Source organism: Janthinobacterium sp. 35 (assembly GCF_002754575.1).
In the GTDB taxonomy this organism is placed as follows: domain Bacteria; phylum Pseudomonadota; class Gammaproteobacteria; order Burkholderiales; family Burkholderiaceae_D; genus Janthinobacterium; species Janthinobacterium tructae.
On record NZ_PEFN01000001.1, the window covers coordinates 2,171,327 to 2,186,194 of the forward strand.

Below are 14,868 nucleotides of genomic sequence, written 5' to 3' on the forward strand. Positions count from 1 at the left end.
ATTGTCGCACGGAAATACTCACTTTCCAGCGTAATACTCTGGCACGATCAGGGTAACTTCCAGTCCACCGTCGACATGATTGAGCAGTGAAACCGTGGCGCCATGCTGCTCGGCGATGTTGCGCGCGATGGTCAGGCCCAGGCCAGTGCCACCCGATTCGCGCGAACGCGAGGTCTCGATACGATAAAACGGTTCGAACACTTTGGCCAGCTGATCTGGCGCAATACCCGGCCCGCCGTCGCGGATGCGGATGCGCGCCGCGCCGGCGATGCGTTCAACGGTGACCTGCGCGTACTGGCCATATTTGACGGCATTGTCGATCAAGTTCACCAGGCAGCGCCGCATGGCGATGGGCCGGGCCATCAAGGCCATGCTGGCCTGCCCGGCCAGGGTCACGTTCTGGCCGGCATCGGCCGCATCCGAGCAGACGCTGTCCAACAGGGAATCGAGATCGAGCGCCTGCATCGCTTCCGTGCTGTCCATCGAGCGGGCCAGGTCCAGTCCTTCCTTGACCATGCTCTGCATGGCCGACAGGTCGCCCACCAGGCGCTCATACAATTCCGTATCGGCCACCTTTTCCAGGCGCAGGCGCAGGCGCGTCAGCGGCGTCTGCAAGTCGTGCGTGATGGCCGCCAGCATTTGTGTACGCTGGGAAATATGCTGGCGGATGCGCGCCTGCATGGCATTGAAGGCAGCGCTGGCCTGGCGGATCTCGCTGGCCCCGGACAGGGTCAGCGGCGGATGGTTGATGTCGTTGCCCAGGTCTTTCGCCGCCTGCGCCAGCTGTTTCAGCGGGCGCATGGTCATGCGCGTGACCAGGTAAGCGAGGATGGCGATGCTGATCAGGAAAGGCAGCAGAGTCATCCAGTCATTATGTTCATTGAACGGTGGCTGCTGGCGCGGCGGCAAGACCATCAGGCGCAGCACGTGGCCATCCTGCATGCGCACGTCGAGGTTTTCGCAGGTGCCGCCCCAAGGCTTGGCGCCGAACATGCCCGGCGACTGGCGTGGCTTGACGCAGGCTTCCGGGCGGTCGGCCAGCGCGCTGACCTTGAAACCCTCGCCCAGCTTGGCTTGCAGGGCGCTGGAAAATTCCGTCGGCGTACCGGGCTTATGCTCCGTATCGGGGCGCAGTTCCAGGCGCACGCTGCCCTTGTTGGCGACCTTCAGGTAGGCGGCGCGCGAGGCCAGCGGCACCACGTCGGCCGCCATCACCAGCTGCTCGGCCCGCTCGACGGCGTGGTAGTCGCGGTATTGCTCGATGGCGCGCTGGCGTTCGCCCACGGCCAGCCACTGCGTCAGTGCAGCCGAAGCGACGATGCCGATCAGCAGAAACATGAAGACTCTGCCCGTCATCGACCCCAGGAAGGCCTTCACGCGTGCGGCTCCACGTTGACTTGCCCGGCCAGCACGTAGCCGCCGTTGCGCACGGTCTTGATGATTTGCGGCAAACGGGCATCTTCACCGAGTTTTTGCCGCAGGCGGCTGATCTGGATATCGATCGAGCGGTCGAACGGGTCGGCGTCGCGCCCCTGCGTCAGGTTCAGCAACTGGTCGCGGTTGAGCACGCGGTTCGGGTGTTCCAGGAACACGCGCAGCAAGCGGAACTCGGCGCCCGACAGCATGATCACCAGGCCCGTGGGATTGAGCAGGTGGCGCGCCGTGAGGTCCAGGGTCCAGCCGGAAAAACGGATTTGCTGCGCCTTGTCAGACGGCACGTTCGACGGCATGGCATGGCTGCGGCGCAGCACGCTGCGTATGCGCGCCAGCAATTCACGGGGTTCGAACGGTTTCGGCAAATAATCGTCGGCGCCCATTTCCAGGCCCAGGATACGGTCCAGCGGCTCATTGCGCGCCGTCAACATGATTACCGGCACGGTCGATTGGGCACGCAGCTTGCGGCACAAGGTCAGGCCGTCGTCGCCAGGCAGGTTCAAATCGAGCACGATCAGGTCGGGCCGCGTTTCATCGAGAATCTTCCACATGGCCGTGCCATCTGCCGCACCCAGGGTGCGGTAGGCGTTCGTTTCCAGGTAGTCCGCCAGCAAGCTGCGGATGTCGCGGTCATCGTCGACGATGAGAATTGTAGAAGTGGGTTCCATGGTACGAATTATCCCCACTTCCCCCGCCCTTGCACAGCGCATTTGTATCGTCTTGTATATAGGAGACCCGAAGAAACATATAGATACAAACTGTCTGGCAGCGGACACTTCGGGGAAACATGGAGCGTCCACCATGGATTCATGTGCAGCAACATGTACATCCCTCATCTTTTACAAAGGAATCCAGATGAACGCCTCAATGACAACCTTGCGCAAGAATTTGATCATCGCCATGAGCGTACTCGGCATGGGTGCGGCATCGCTGACCGTCCACGCCCAGGAAGCGGCCGCCAGCGCGCCTGCCGCCAGCACCAAGATGCAACATGATGGCCAGCGCGGCCAGCACCGCGCAGGCAACCCGGCCGAGCGCATGGCCAAGTACCAGGCCCGCCTGCACGACAAGCTGAAGCTGACAGCCGCGCAGGAACCTGCCTGGACCACCTTCACGGCCGCCAATGCGCCGAAAAAACCGATGGGCGACTGGAAAGCCAGGCATGCAGCGATGGCCAAGCTGTCGGCGCCGGAACGCATGGAACAATGGATCGCCATGTCGAAGGAACGCATCGCCAGCCAGGAAAGTCGCCTTGCCTCGCTGAAAACCTTCTATGCCGTGCTGACGCCGGAGCAAAAGAAAGTGTTTGATGACAGCGTGCCTGGCGGCAAAGATGGAGAAATGCGCGGCCACCACCGTGGTCATGGCGCGCACCATAAAGCAGGCTGAACGTAGGTCGGATTAGCGGCGGAACGCCGCGTAATCCGACAACATTGTTGGCGCTGAACGTGGTGGTGTCGGATTACGGCCCGAAGGGCCTAATCCGACCTACTCGTCAAGCTTGCGCAGAGAGGTCAGGAAAGTGGCAGCATTCTGGAAACCGATCACGCGCGACTGGGCGATCTCCTGCCCCTGTGGGTTGAACATGATGATGCCAGGCGGGCCGAACAGCTGAAAACGTTTCAGCATGGCTTTGTCGTCCGCATCATTGGCCGTGACATCCACTTGCAGCAGCACGGCTTGCCCCATTTTCTCGCGCACGGCAGGGTCGACGAAGGTCAGCTTTTCCATCTCGATGCACGACACGCACCAGTCGGCATAAAAGTCCAGCAAGGCCGGCTTGCCACCCAGCTGAGCCAGCGCCGCATCGAGCTGCGCCACGGTCTTTACGCGCGTAAATGGTTGCGCGTGCACCTGGCCACCGCCCAGGTGCGCCAGCGGCGCCAGCGGGTCGCGGCCACCGCTGGCCACGCCCACCAGTTGCATCGCACCCAGCACGGCAAACACCAGGCCGAAGGCCTTGGCCACCCAGGCGTTCTTCGCGCCGCTTTTACCCACCAGCAAATACATGCCGTAACCGACGAACAGCACCGTCCAGCCCAGCATCTGCACGGCGCCCGGCAGCACGGGCGAGACCAGCCACCAGGCCACACCCAGCTGCAGCATGCCAAAGAAGCGCTTGACGGCATCCATCCAGGCGCCGGCGCGCGGCAGCAAGGTGCCGGCCGAGACACCGACCAACAGCAACGGCACGCTCATGCCCACCGCCATGGCAAATAAAGCGCTGCCACCGATGACGACGTCGCGCGTCTGGCTGATATACAGCAAGGCGCCGGCCAGCGGCGCGGCCACGCATGGCCCCACGATCAGGGCGGAAATGGCGCCCATGACGAAGACCCCCGCCAGGCGGCCCGACGATTGCTGGTTCGACACGGACGTCAGCTTGCCTTGCAGGAAAGCCGGCACTTGCAGCTCATAAAAACCGAACATCGACAGCGCCAGGCCCGCCATCAGCAAGGCGAAAACGCCCAGCACCCACGGATTTTGCAGCTTGGCCGCCAGGCCTTCGCCCGCCAGGCCCGCCGCCACGCCCAGCGCCGTGTAGACGATGGCCATGCCCAGCGCGTACGTCAGCGACAGCAGCAAGCCACGCGAGCGGCTGACCTTGGCACCATCGCCAATGATGATCGACGACAAAATCGGCACCATCGGCAGCACGCACGGGGTGAACGCCAGCCCCAGGCCCAGCAACATGAACAGGGGCACGATGACCAGCAGCTTGCCGCCCTTCAGCGCCGATTCGATCTTGCCCAGCTCGTTTTGCGCGGGCGCCGGGCTTGCTGCCACAGGAACCGCCGCTACCGGCTCGGGCGTGGCAGTGATTTCGGGATTGGCAATGCTCAGCACGGACACGCCAGGCGACGCTTGCGCCTGTGGCCCGTTGACGGCTGCCGTGTCGACTGCCGGCGCGCCCGGCAGGGCGAATTTCGACGGCAGGCCCGTGCCGGGCGCCACGCTCTGGCCGCCGCCACCGCCCACCAGCTGGGCCATGGCATCCTGCGGCGCATAGCACAGGCCCTTGTCGGAGCAGCCCTGCCCCGTCGCCTTCAGGGTGAACGCGCCAGCGGCCTGCACGGGAATGGTGAAGGTGAGCGTCTTGCGGAACGTTTCCACGTTCTTCTGGAAAGTGTCGTCAAACTTGACCTTGCCAGCCGGATACACGGGCGTGCCCAGCTTGGCGCCCACGGCGTCGAACTTGAAGCGCTCGTGATACATATAGTAACCATCGGCAATCACATAGGTGACGGCGATGGTAGACGGGTCCTGCATGCGGGCGGAAAATTTGAAAGCCAGCTCGGGATCGAGGAACTCATCGTCAGCACGGGCATGGTCGGCGCCAAAAACGGCGATCAACAGGAAGCAACAGGCAGCAAACCAGGTGAGCAAAGGATGGCGTGGCGCGGCGCGCGCAGTGGCGCTGGAGAGGAAACGGGACATGAACTACCTTTTCGACCATTCGACAGAGGACGCGCGGAGCAGGCAGCGCATGTGCCGGGCCGGCGCGAAAGGAGAATAGTACACTGCGGTAAGAATGACTGCAGCAGAAAACAAAAAAGCCAGGCTAGGCCTGGCTTTCTCAGATACAACCGGCGGGATTACTCGCCAGCGATTTCAACTGCTTCGGTCGTGTCTGGACGATCCATCAGTTCGACGAACGCCATAGGAGCGTTATCGCCTACGCGGAAACCCATTTTCAGGATGCGCACATAGCCGCCGTTACGGTTGGCGTAACGTGGGCCCAGTTCAGCGAACAGCTTCAGGACCATTTCACGATCGCGCAGGCGGTTGAAGGCCAGACGCTTGTTTGCCAGGCAGTCAGTTTTGCCCAAGGTCAGAATTGGCTCGACAACGCGGCGCAGTTCTTTTGCTTTTGGCAGGGTGGTTTTGATCGCTTCGTGACGCAGCAGCGATACTGTCATGTTGCGCAGCATTGCCAGACGGTGGGACGAGGTACGATTCAGTTTACGGAGGCCGTGACCGTGACGCATGATAAATCCTTTCGGTGAGTGTTTAAATTCCAGCTCTTCGATCGATGAAGCTAGTGCAACATCGCGGGCCGGTTTGGTGCTTCAAAATAAAAGCCTGGGACACCTGTCCCAGGCAGTTTGCTACAACTACGAATTACTTTTCCAGGCCTGCAGGCGGCCAGTTTTCCAGCTTCATGCCCAAGGTCAAGCCGCGCGATGCCAGCACTTCCTTGATTTCGTTCAGGGACTTGCGGCCCAGATTTGGCGTTTTCAGCAGTTCGTTTTCCGAACGTTGGATCAGGTCGCCGATGTAGTAGATGTTTTCCGCTTTCAGGCAGTTCGCCGAACGCACGGTCAACTCCAGGTCGTCGACTGGACGCAACAGGATAGGATCGACCAGCGGAGCGCGCGATGGCGCTTCGGCGGCAGCTTCCGTGCCTTCCAGGGCAGCGAACACATTCAACTGGTCCACCAGGACGCGGGCCGACTGGCGGATCGCTTCTTCCGGCGAGATCACGCCGTTGGTTTCGATGTTGATGATCAGCTTGTCCAGGTCGGTACGCTGTTCGACGCGAGCCGATTCAACGAAGTACGATACACGGCGCACTGGCGAGAACGACGCATCGAGAATGATGCGGCCGATGGTCTTGTTCGTGTCTTCCGACAGGCGACGCACGTTACCAGGAACGTAGCCGCGGCCTTTTTCAACCTTGATCTGCATGTCCAGCTTGCCACCAGCGGTCAGGTGGGCGATCACGTGGTCAGGGTTGATCAGTTCGACGTCATGCGGCAGGTCGATGTCGGAGGCCAGGATCGCGCCTTCGCCTTCTTTTTTCAGGGTCAGGGTTACCGAATCGCGGTTGTGGACTTTGAAAACCACACCCTTCAAGTTCAGCAACAGATCGACGACGTCTTCTTGCACGCCATCGAGGGAGGAATATTCGTGGACGACGCCGGCGATCGTCACTTCGGTCGGCGCGTAGCCTACCATCGACGACAGCAGAACGCGGCGCAACGCGTTACCCAATGTGTGGCCATAGCCGCGCTCGAACGGTTCCATCACGACTTTGGCGTGACCTGCACCGAGAGCTTCAACATCGATAATACGTGGCTTCAACAAACTGTTTTGCATGAAATGTCCTTTTCAATACCCTCGGCTCATTACACCGATAAGGCTGATGGCATTAGTGAAACGCCCACTTTACAAAAGCAAAGTGGGCGGAGATCTTGCTACTGACTACTATTAACGCGAGTACAGCTCGACGATCAGCGATTCGTTGACGTCGTTAGCGATTTCGTTACGCTCTGGCAGGGACTTGAAGGTACCTTCCATTTTCTTGGCATCAACCGAAACCCAGCTAGGCATACCAACTTGTTCAGCCAGCGACAGTGCTTCAACGATACGCACTTGCTTTTTCGATTTTTCACGAACAGCAACGATGTCGCCAACTTTGACTGCGTACGAAGCGATGTTCACAACGATACCGTTCACGGTGAACGCTTTGTGGCTGACCAATTGACGCGCTTCAGCGCGGGTCGAACCAAAGCCCATGCGGTAGCAAACGTTGTCCAGACGCGTTTCCAGCAACTTCAACAGCGTTTCGCCGGTGTTGCCTTTACGACGGTCTGCTTCAGCGAAGTAGCGGCGGAATTGACGTTCCAGCACGCCGTACATGCGTTTTACTTTTTGCTTTTCGCGCAGTTGGTTACCGTAGTCCGAGGTGCGGGCGCCGGATTTGACACCGTGCTGGCCTGGTTTGACGTCCAGTTTGCACTTGCTGTCGAGCGAGCGACGTGCGCTCTTCAGGAACAGGTCAGTACCTTCACGGCGGGAGAGTTTTGCTTTAGGTCCGATATAACGTGCCACGATGCTTCCTTTTATTAATGATAACGCCCCAGCCACATGCATGATCAAACACGCTGCTGCGGTTAGGCGCTAGTCTGACTCAGCTTCAATCAGACGGTGGCTGAAAACGAAAAACCCGCCAAATGGAATTTGACAGGCAAGAACAGCCGGGCAGTATAACCGTTTCCGGCTCCCTGCTCCAGCAATTTCACACAACTGTACTAATACAACAGATAGAAAAGCAGCTGGCGCCGAAGCGCCCTCTGCAACACTATCTTAGATACGACGGCGTTTCGGTGGACGGCAACCGTTGTGCGGTACCGGCGTCACGTCCTGGATCTCGGTGATCTTGATGCCCAGGTTGTTCAGCGCGCGAACAGCGGATTCACGACCAGGACCTGGGCCCTTGATACGTACTTCCAGGTTCTTGACGCCACACTCAACAGCCACTTTACCAGCGGCTTCCGCGGCGACCTGCGCTGCGAACGGGGTCGATTTACGCGAACCCTTGAAGCCTGCACCGCCGGAGGTAGCCCACGACAAGGCATTGCCTTGACGATCGGTGATGGTAATGATGGTGTTATTGAACGAAGCGTGGACATGTGCAATGCCTTCAGCGACGTTCTTTTTAACCTTTTTACGCACGCGTGCTGATGCGGCGTTATTTTGCGACTTAGCCATAATTATTCCCTAGCGGATTATTTTTTCAGCGATTGAGCGGCTTTACGCGGTCCCTTGCGGGTACGTGCGTTCGTACGCGTACGCTGGCCACGGCAAGGCAGACCCTTACGATGACGCATGCCGCGGTAGCAACCCAGATCCATCAAACGCTTGATGTTCATGGACAGTTCACGACGCAGATCGCCTTCGACGATGAATTTACCTACTTCATCGCGCAGTTTTTCCAGTTCGCTGTCATCCAGATCTTTGATCTTTTTGTTGGTTGCTACACCGGTCGATGCACAGATTTTCTCTGCGCGTGGACGGCCCACACCGTAGATGGCTGTCAGGCCGATAACGGTATGCTGATGATTTGGGATATTAACCCCTGCAATACGTGCCATTTGTTATTCCTCGATTAACCTTGACGCTGCTTGTGACGTGGTTCCACGCAGATTACGCGGACTACGCCTTTGCGCTTGATGATCTTGCAGTTGCGGCAGATCCGCTTGACTGATGCGAGAACTTTCATTTTTGGGCTCTTTCTTTCGCTTCTTTGGTTTGATTCAGTGTGTTACTTGGTACGGAACACAATGCGGGCTCGGCTCAAGTCGTACGGCGTTAACTCCACCGTCACCTTGTCTCCAGGGAGAATGCGAATATAGTTCATCCGCATTTTACCTGAAATATGCCCGAGCACCACGTGTCCGTTCTCCAGCTTCACTCGAAATGTTGCATTTGGGAGATTCTCAAGAATCTCGCCCTGCATCTGTATGACGTCGTCTTTTGCCATTCGGTATGTTTACCGCGCTTAACGCGTCGGAATTCCGCCCTTGAAATTTGCTTTGCGCAGCAGCGAATCATATTGCTGCGACATCACGTAGTTCTGTACTTGCGCCATGAAATCCATGGTGACAACTACAATAATCAATAAAGAAGTACCGCCGAAATAGAATGGTACTTTCCACTGGGCTTGCATAAATTCCGGCAATAAACACACCAGGGTGATGTAGACTGCGCCGGCAAGTGTCAAGCGTGTCAGGATCTTGTCGATGTAACGGGCTGTCTGCTCGCCTGGACGAATCCCGGGAATGAACGCACCGCTTTTCTTCAAGTTATCTGCTGTTTCCTTGCTGTTAAACACCAGCGCTGTATAGAAGAAACAGAAAAACACGATCGCCACTGCGTACAACAGCGCATGGATAGGCTCACCAGGCCCCATCGATGCTGCCAAATCTTTCAAGAACCGCACCGCAGGGTTAGCGTTGTCGGCGCCCTTTGAAAACCAGTCCACGATAGTGGCCGGAAACAAGATGATCGAAGAAGCAAAGATCGGCGGGATCACGCCGGCCATGTTCAGCTTCAACGGCAAATGGCTGGTTTGACCGCCATAAATCTTGTTGCCTACCTGGCGCTTCGCGTAATTGACCAATATTTTGCGCTGACCACGTTCGACGAATACAACGAAGTACGTTACCAGTGCTACCAGGATCACGATGAAAATCGCGCTGAAGCTGCCGATCGAACCATTCGACACCTGAGTGAACAAGCCACCCAACGCCGACGGCAGACCTGCTGCAATCCCGGCAAAAATGATGATCGAGATGCCATTCCCCAAGCCGCGCTCGGTAATTTGCTCACCCAACCACATCAAAAACATTGTTCCGGTCAACAAAGTGACGACCGTCACGAAGCGGAATGCAAGACCAGGTTCCAACACCAGACCAGCTTGCGACTCCAGTGCGACTGCAATGCCTAACGCTTGAAACAGTGCCAGGGCAACCGTGAAATACCGGGTGTACTGGGTGATCTTGCGACGACCTGCTTCGCCTTCTTTTTTCAACGCTTCCATCTGCGGTGACACGATCGACAGCAATTGCATGATGATCGAGGCCGAGATATAAGGCATGATACCCAGCGCAAACACTGTAAAACGAGACAAGGCACCGCCCGAGAACATGTTGAACATGCCCAGGACGCCGCCTTCGTGCTCCTTGAACAGCGAGGCTAATTGTGTCGGGTCAATCCCGGGAACCGGGACGTGAGCACCGATACGATAAACCACCAATGCGCCAAGCAAAAACCAGAGCCGTCCCCAAGGGAAACCGGCCGCTGCACTTTTAGCAAGTTGTGGATTAGTCGCCAATTTTCGCTCCGATCAAGCTGTTAGCGGTCAACTCAGGCTACCGAGCCGCCGGCTGCTTCGATGGCGGCTTTCGCGCCAGCGGACACTTTCAAGCCCTTCAAATTCACCGCTTTGGTGATTTCGCCGGACAAGATCACGCGCACGTCACGGGCCAACACGCCCAGAACGCCAGCTTGCTTCAAGACCAGAATGTCGACATCGCCAACAGCCAGGTTGTTCAGATCGGACAGGCGCACTTCAGCTTTGAAGGTTGCGTGCATCGATTTGAAACCGCGCTTAGGCAGACGGCGTTGCAGAGGCATCTGACCGCCTTCGAAACCGACTTTATGAAAGCCGCCCGAACGCGATTTCTGACCTTTGTGACCACGACCCGAGGTTTTACCCAGGCCGGAGCCGATACCGCGACCGACGCGACGCTTGTAGTGCTTAGCGCCTTCGGCTGGTGCAATAGTATTCAATTCCATGATTTGCTCCGTTCGTGTAAGCCCGAAGGCTTACCCGACAACTTTAACGAGATACGATACTTTATTGATCATGCCGCGTACGGATGGGGTGTCTTGCAATTCGGAAACCGAATTTACACGACGCAGACCCAGACCGCGCACGGTAGCGCGATGCGATTCGCGCGTACCGATCAAGCCCTTGACCAATTGCACTTTGACTGTGTTTGTCATTTTGTCCACCTTAAGCCAGAATGTCTTCAACCGACTTGCCGCGTTTGGCAGCGATATCGGAAGCAGTGCTCATTTTCGACAGGCCGTCCAGCGTAGCGCGTACCAGGTTGTATGGGTTGTTCGAACCGGTGGATTTCGCCACCACGTCCGTCACGCCCATCACTTCGAAGATAGCGCGCATGGCGCCACCAGCGATCACGCCAGTACCAGGCTTAGCTGGGTTCATCAGGACCTTGGAGGCGCCGTGACGACCAACAACCGTGTGATGCAAGGTACCGTTTTTGAGCGGTACTTTGATCAGGTTGCGACGGGCTTCTTCCATTGCCTTCTGCACGCCAACTGGCACTTCTTTCGATTTGCCCTTGCCCATGCCGACGCGGCCATCGCCATCACCAACTACGGTCAGCGCGGCGAAACCCATGATACGACCACCCTTGACCACTTTGGTCACGCGGTTGATCGCGATCATTTTTTCGCGCATGCCATCATCCGGCTTGTCGCTTTGCATTTTTGCTTGCATTTTTGCCATGATTGATCCTTAGAACTTCAGACCGGCTTCGCGTGCGGCTTCTGCCAACGCTTTCACACGGCCGTGGTAACGGAAACCGGAGCGGTCAAACGCAACTTCGGTAATCCCTGCTTTCAACGCTTTTTCAGCGACGCGCTTGCCGATCAAGGCTGCAGCAGCGGCATTGCCGCCTTTGCCGGATTGGCCTGCCAGTTCAGCGCGAACTTCCGCTTCAGCCGTCGAGGCCGAAACCAGGATTTTTGCATCCGGGCTGATCAGGTTGGCGTAAATGTGCAGGTTGGTGCGATGCACCGACAAGCGATTTACTTTCAATTCCGCAATCTTGATGCGGGTTTGGCGTCCGCGGCGAAGCCGTGATTCTTTCTTATCCATCGTCAGCCCCTAATTACTTCTTCTTGGTTTCTTTAAGCTTAACCACTTCGTCCGCATAGCGAACGCCCTTGCCTTTATAAGGCTCAGGAGCGCGGTAAGCACGAACTTCAGCGGCTACCTGGCCAACCTGTTGACGGTCGATACCTTTAATCAGGATCTCGGTCGGGGTTGGTGTTGCGCAGGTAACGCCAGCTGGCATGTCATGCACTACAGGGTGCGAGAAACCCAGGGACAGATTCAACTTGTCGCCTTGAGCTTGCGCCTTGTAACCCACGCCTACCAGGTTCAGCTTTTTCTCGAAACCCTTGGTGACGCCAACAACCATGTTGTTGACCAGTGCGCGCAGCGTGCCGGACATGGCATTGGCTTCGCGGCTGTCGTTCGCCACGTCGAAACTCAGGGTTCCTGCATTGTTTTCTACTTTGACCTGGCCGGTGAGGGCCTGGGAAAGTACGCCCAGCGGGCCTTTTACGGTGATCGCTTGTGCGGAGATGGCGACTTCGGCGCCAGCTGGCACTACGATAGGCATTTTAGCTACTCGAGACATGTGTAACTCCTTAAGCCACGTAGCAAATAACTTCGCCGCCGACACCGGTAGCGCGTGCTTTGCGGTCAGTCATGACGCCTTGCGGAGTCGACACGATCGCCACACCCAAGCCATTCATCACAACAGGGATCTCGTCTTTACCCTTGTAGACGCGCAGACCCGGACGGGACACGCGCTCCAAGCGCTCAATAACGGGACGGCCAACATAATACTTCAAACCGATTTTCAGTTCCGCTTTGCCACCAGCTTCGGTAACAGCGAAATCTTCAATGTAACCCTCGTCCTTCAGGACGCTGGCAATCGCAATTTTGACTTTCGACGATGGCATGGCCACGGTCGTCTTTTGCACGCCTTGTGCATTGCGAATGCGGGTCAGCATATCGGCGATAGGATCGCTCATACTCATTGCATATTCTCCTATTACCAGCTTGCTTTTGTCATACCCGGAATTTCACCACGCATGGCGAATTCACGGAGCTTGATACGACCCAGACCGAATTTACGGAATGTGCCGCGCGGACGACCAGTGATGGCGCAACGGTTACGTTGACGCGTCGGGTTCGAGTTACGTGGCAGCGCCTGCAATTTCAGGCGAGCTTCGTAGCGCTCTTCTTCCGATTTCGATTGGTCATCGACGATGGCCTTGAGAGCTTCGCGCTTAGGGGCGAATTTCGCCACCAGGTCAGCACGCTTGATCTCACGATTAATCAGTGACAGTTTGGCCATGATCAGTTCCTGAAAGGGAATTTAAAGGCGGCGAGCAAAGCTTTGGCTTCGTCATCGGTCTTAGCGGTTGTCGTGATGCTGATATTCATACCGCGCAACGCGTCAATCTTGTCGTATTCGATTTCAGGGAAAATGATCTGTTCCTTGACACCGATGTTGTAGTTACCACGACCATCAAATGCACGGCCGTTCACACCACGGAAATCGCGTACGCGCGGCAGAGCCACGGTAATGAAGCGATCCAGGAACTCGTACATGCGAGCGCCGCGCAGGGTGACCATCGTACCGATCGGGTAACCTTCACGGATTTTGAAGCCTGCGATCGCTTTGCGGGACTTGGTGGTCACTGGCTTCTGGCCGGCGATCTTGGTCAAGTCAGCAACTGCGTGCTCGAGAACTTTTTTATCCGCGATAGCCTCACCAACACCCATGTTCAGGGTGATCTTGGTCAGGCGTGGAACTTCCATTACCGACTTGTAACCAAACTTGCTGGTCAGGTCGGCAACGACTTTTTCTTTATAGAATTCTTGGAGACGTGCCATGATTTCTTAAGCCTTCACTACTTCGCCGGAGGATTTAAAGATGCGAACTTTCTTGCCGTCCACTTCTTTGAAACCCACGCGATCTGCCTTGCCAGTCGCTGCATTAAACAATGCAACGTTGGACACGTGAATTGGCATGGTCTTATCGACGATACCACCAGTTACGCCAGTCATCGGGTTTGGCTTAGTCGCTTTTTTAGCGATGTTAATGCCGTCAACCACGATATGTTCAGCATCGATACGCTGCTGTACCACACCACGTTTGCCCTTGTCTTTCCCGGTCAGAACGATGACTTCGTCGTTTTTACGAATCTTATCCATTACGACTCCTTACAGGACTTCCGGTGCCAGGGACACGATTTTCATGAACTTCTCAGTACGCAGTTCGCGTGTGACAGGTCCAAAAATACGGGTACCGATCGGTTCCAGCTTGGCGTTCAACAGAACGGCGGCATTGCCGTCGAACTTCACCAGGGAACCGTCTTGGCGGCGAACACCTTTAGCGGTGCGCACAACCACGGCGTTATAAATTTCACCTTTTTTGACACGGCCACGTGGCGCAGCAACCTTAACGGTTACCTTGATCACATCGCCAATGCCAGCATAACGGCGCTTGGAGCCGCCCAATACCTTGATGCACATTACTTCTTTGGCACCGGTATTGTCAGCCACTTCGAGCCGGCTTTCAGTTTGAATCATAGTATTCTCTTTCCCAACTTAAGCCGAAGAATCCACACAATGTAGACCCACGGTCAGTCTTGGTCCCGCCAGAGCCGCCCTGCTGGGCTTCACTGTTTGGGTGCATGACCTTCATACATTAACTGACCGCGAATGCTACTGTCTGTGACCAGACACTTTGCGGCGTTACATGAACGAAGCCCGCAAGTATTACATACAATTTGCGGGCCTGCAAGTACTAATTAAAAGCCACCGCCGAAACGGTGGTTTTTATTTAAACGGTTGGTGCGGCTTGAACCACACGTGTCACCGTCCATGCCTTCGTTTTGGAGATCGGGCGACCTTCCTGGATCTCGACCGTATCACCGGCCTTGACTTGGTTGGTCTCGTCATGCGCGTGATACTTGTTCGAGCGCATGATGATCTTGCCATACAAAGGATGTTTTACGTGGCGCTCGATCAGAACGGTAACGGTCTTGTCCATCTTGTCCGAAACCACTTTACCGATCAGCGTGCGCTTGAGCGACTGTTTCACTGGTTCGTTCATTTGGCTTCCTTCAGATTCATTACCGTCTTCACACGCGCGATATCGCGGCGTACCTTCTTGAGCTGCGAAGTGTTGCTCAGCTGCTGCGTAGCGATTTGCATACGCAGGCCGAACTGTGCCTTCAACAAGTCATTCAGCTCTTTTTGCAGAGCTGGCTGGTCTTTGCCGCGGAGTTCAGATGCTTTCATATACAACTCCA

General features: G+C 56.6%; 24 protein-coding genes. 1 reads left to right on the forward strand and 23 read right to left on the reverse strand.

The window, feature by feature from the left end; genetic code table 11:
• Nucleotides 1–18: 18 nt before the first annotated feature.
• Both CLU93_RS09730 and CLU93_RS09735 read right to left on the reverse strand, forming a co-directional pair.
• The gene (locus tag CLU93_RS09730; protein WP_099760928.1) at nucleotides 19–1,377 is read right to left on the reverse strand and encodes an ATP-binding protein; all 1,359 of its coding nucleotides are present in this window, start codon (nucleotides 1,375–1,377) and stop codon (nucleotides 19–21) included.
• On the reverse strand, nucleotides 1,374–2,102 hold the full coding sequence (locus tag CLU93_RS09735) for a response regulator (RefSeq protein WP_035824023.1): 729 nt from the start codon (nucleotides 2,100–2,102) through the stop codon (nucleotides 1,374–1,376). The genes CLU93_RS09730 and CLU93_RS09735 overlap by 4 nt, the downstream gene beginning before the upstream one ends.
• 187 nt (nucleotides 2,103–2,289) lie before the next feature.
• Here CLU93_RS09735 and CLU93_RS09740 point away from each other — a divergent pair, with 187 nt between their 5' ends.
• Nucleotides 2,290–2,823: a Spy/CpxP family protein refolding chaperone gene (locus CLU93_RS09740; protein ID WP_243420100.1), complete on the forward strand. Its 534-nt coding sequence runs from the start codon at nucleotides 2,290–2,292 to the stop codon at nucleotides 2,821–2,823.
• A 99-nt stretch (nucleotides 2,824–2,922) separates the two neighbouring features.
• Here CLU93_RS09740 and dsbD read toward each other — a convergent pair whose 3' ends face one another.
• From dsbD to rpmC, 21 genes are all read right to left on the reverse strand, one after another.
• On the reverse strand, nucleotides 2,923–4,872 hold the full coding sequence (gene dsbD / locus CLU93_RS09745) for a protein-disulfide reductase DsbD (RefSeq protein WP_099760930.1): 1,950 nt from the start codon (nucleotides 4,870–4,872) through the stop codon (nucleotides 2,923–2,925).
• A 158-nt stretch (nucleotides 4,873–5,030) separates the two neighbouring features.
• Nucleotides 5,031–5,423, reverse strand: coding sequence for a 50S ribosomal protein L17 (gene rplQ, locus CLU93_RS09750; RefSeq protein WP_010394482.1), 393 nt, complete (start codon nucleotides 5,421–5,423; stop codon nucleotides 5,031–5,033).
• A 133-nt stretch (nucleotides 5,424–5,556) separates the two neighbouring features.
• Complete coding sequence (locus tag CLU93_RS09755; RefSeq protein WP_008444343.1) at nucleotides 5,557–6,534, reverse strand: DNA-directed RNA polymerase subunit alpha; 978 nt, start codon at nucleotides 6,532–6,534, stop codon at nucleotides 5,557–5,559.
• A 111-nt stretch (nucleotides 6,535–6,645) separates the two neighbouring features.
• A complete protein-coding gene (rpsD, locus tag CLU93_RS09760; protein WP_010394478.1) occupies nucleotides 6,646–7,269 on the reverse strand; it encodes a 30S ribosomal protein S4 in 624 nt (207 codons plus the stop codon).
• A gap of 255 nt (nucleotides 7,270–7,524) precedes the next feature.
• Nucleotides 7,525–7,929, reverse strand: a complete 405-nt coding sequence (gene rpsK, locus CLU93_RS09765) for a 30S ribosomal protein S11 (protein WP_010394475.1) — start codon at nucleotides 7,927–7,929, stop codon at nucleotides 7,525–7,527.
• Between the two features lie 17 nt (nucleotides 7,930–7,946).
• The gene (gene rpsM, locus CLU93_RS09770) at nucleotides 7,947–8,312 is read right to left on the reverse strand and encodes a 30S ribosomal protein S13 (RefSeq protein WP_046681666.1); all 366 of its coding nucleotides are present in this window, start codon (nucleotides 8,310–8,312) and stop codon (nucleotides 7,947–7,949) included.
• 14 nt (nucleotides 8,313–8,326) lie between these two features.
• Nucleotides 8,327–8,440 (reverse strand): 50S ribosomal protein L36, encoded by a 114-nt coding sequence (gene rpmJ, locus CLU93_RS09775; RefSeq protein ID WP_010394471.1) that lies wholly within the window; start codon nucleotides 8,438–8,440, stop codon nucleotides 8,327–8,329.
• Nucleotides 8,441–8,482: 42 nt separating this feature from the next.
• Nucleotides 8,483–8,701: a translation initiation factor IF-1 gene (gene infA / locus CLU93_RS09780; RefSeq protein WP_005663428.1), complete on the reverse strand. Its 219-nt coding sequence runs from the start codon at nucleotides 8,699–8,701 to the stop codon at nucleotides 8,483–8,485.
• Between the two features lie 18 nt (nucleotides 8,702–8,719).
• Nucleotides 8,720–10,054 (reverse strand): preprotein translocase subunit SecY, encoded by a 1,335-nt coding sequence (gene secY / locus CLU93_RS09785; RefSeq protein WP_010394438.1) that lies wholly within the window; start codon nucleotides 10,052–10,054, stop codon nucleotides 8,720–8,722.
• Between the two features lie 32 nt (nucleotides 10,055–10,086).
• The gene (rplO, locus tag CLU93_RS09790) at nucleotides 10,087–10,518 is read right to left on the reverse strand and encodes a 50S ribosomal protein L15 (RefSeq protein ID WP_034753211.1); all 432 of its coding nucleotides are present in this window, start codon (nucleotides 10,516–10,518) and stop codon (nucleotides 10,087–10,089) included.
• A gap of 30 nt (nucleotides 10,519–10,548) precedes the next feature.
• Nucleotides 10,549–10,728: a 50S ribosomal protein L30 gene (gene rpmD, locus CLU93_RS09795; RefSeq protein ID WP_010394435.1), complete on the reverse strand. Its 180-nt coding sequence runs from the start codon at nucleotides 10,726–10,728 to the stop codon at nucleotides 10,549–10,551.
• 10 nt (nucleotides 10,729–10,738) lie between these two features.
• Nucleotides 10,739–11,257 (reverse strand): 30S ribosomal protein S5, encoded by a 519-nt coding sequence (gene rpsE, locus CLU93_RS09800; RefSeq protein ID WP_010394433.1) that lies wholly within the window; start codon nucleotides 11,255–11,257, stop codon nucleotides 10,739–10,741.
• A gap of 9 nt (nucleotides 11,258–11,266) precedes the next feature.
• On the reverse strand, nucleotides 11,267–11,629 hold the full coding sequence (rplR, locus tag CLU93_RS09805) for a 50S ribosomal protein L18 (RefSeq protein WP_071079767.1): 363 nt from the start codon (nucleotides 11,627–11,629) through the stop codon (nucleotides 11,267–11,269).
• A 13-nt stretch (nucleotides 11,630–11,642) separates the two neighbouring features.
• A complete protein-coding gene (gene rplF, locus CLU93_RS09810) occupies nucleotides 11,643–12,176 on the reverse strand; it encodes a 50S ribosomal protein L6 (RefSeq protein ID WP_034778281.1) in 534 nt (177 codons plus the stop codon).
• A gap of 10 nt (nucleotides 12,177–12,186) precedes the next feature.
• Nucleotides 12,187–12,582 (reverse strand): 30S ribosomal protein S8, encoded by a 396-nt coding sequence (rpsH, locus tag CLU93_RS09815; protein ID WP_010394425.1) that lies wholly within the window; start codon nucleotides 12,580–12,582, stop codon nucleotides 12,187–12,189.
• 14 nt (nucleotides 12,583–12,596) lie between these two features.
• On the reverse strand, nucleotides 12,597–12,902 hold the full coding sequence (gene rpsN / locus CLU93_RS09820; protein WP_010394423.1) for a 30S ribosomal protein S14: 306 nt from the start codon (nucleotides 12,900–12,902) through the stop codon (nucleotides 12,597–12,599).
• A gap of 2 nt (nucleotides 12,903–12,904) precedes the next feature.
• Complete coding sequence (rplE, locus tag CLU93_RS09825; protein ID WP_010394421.1) at nucleotides 12,905–13,444, reverse strand: 50S ribosomal protein L5; 540 nt, start codon at nucleotides 13,442–13,444, stop codon at nucleotides 12,905–12,907.
• 6 nt (nucleotides 13,445–13,450) lie between these two features.
• On the reverse strand, nucleotides 13,451–13,765 hold the full coding sequence (rplX, locus tag CLU93_RS09830) for a 50S ribosomal protein L24 (protein WP_034753204.1): 315 nt from the start codon (nucleotides 13,763–13,765) through the stop codon (nucleotides 13,451–13,453).
• A 9-nt stretch (nucleotides 13,766–13,774) separates the two neighbouring features.
• Nucleotides 13,775–14,143: a 50S ribosomal protein L14 gene (gene rplN, locus CLU93_RS09835; protein ID WP_008444317.1), complete on the reverse strand. Its 369-nt coding sequence runs from the start codon at nucleotides 14,141–14,143 to the stop codon at nucleotides 13,775–13,777.
• Between the two features lie 253 nt (nucleotides 14,144–14,396).
• Entirely contained in the window at nucleotides 14,397–14,669 is a 273-nt protein-coding gene (gene rpsQ / locus CLU93_RS09840; RefSeq protein WP_010394415.1) for a 30S ribosomal protein S17, read from the reverse strand.
• Nucleotides 14,666–14,857, reverse strand: a complete 192-nt coding sequence (gene rpmC, locus CLU93_RS09845; protein ID WP_010394412.1) for a 50S ribosomal protein L29 — start codon at nucleotides 14,855–14,857, stop codon at nucleotides 14,666–14,668. The genes rpsQ and rpmC overlap by 4 nt, the downstream gene beginning before the upstream one ends.
• Nucleotides 14,858–14,868: the final 11 nt, after the last annotated feature.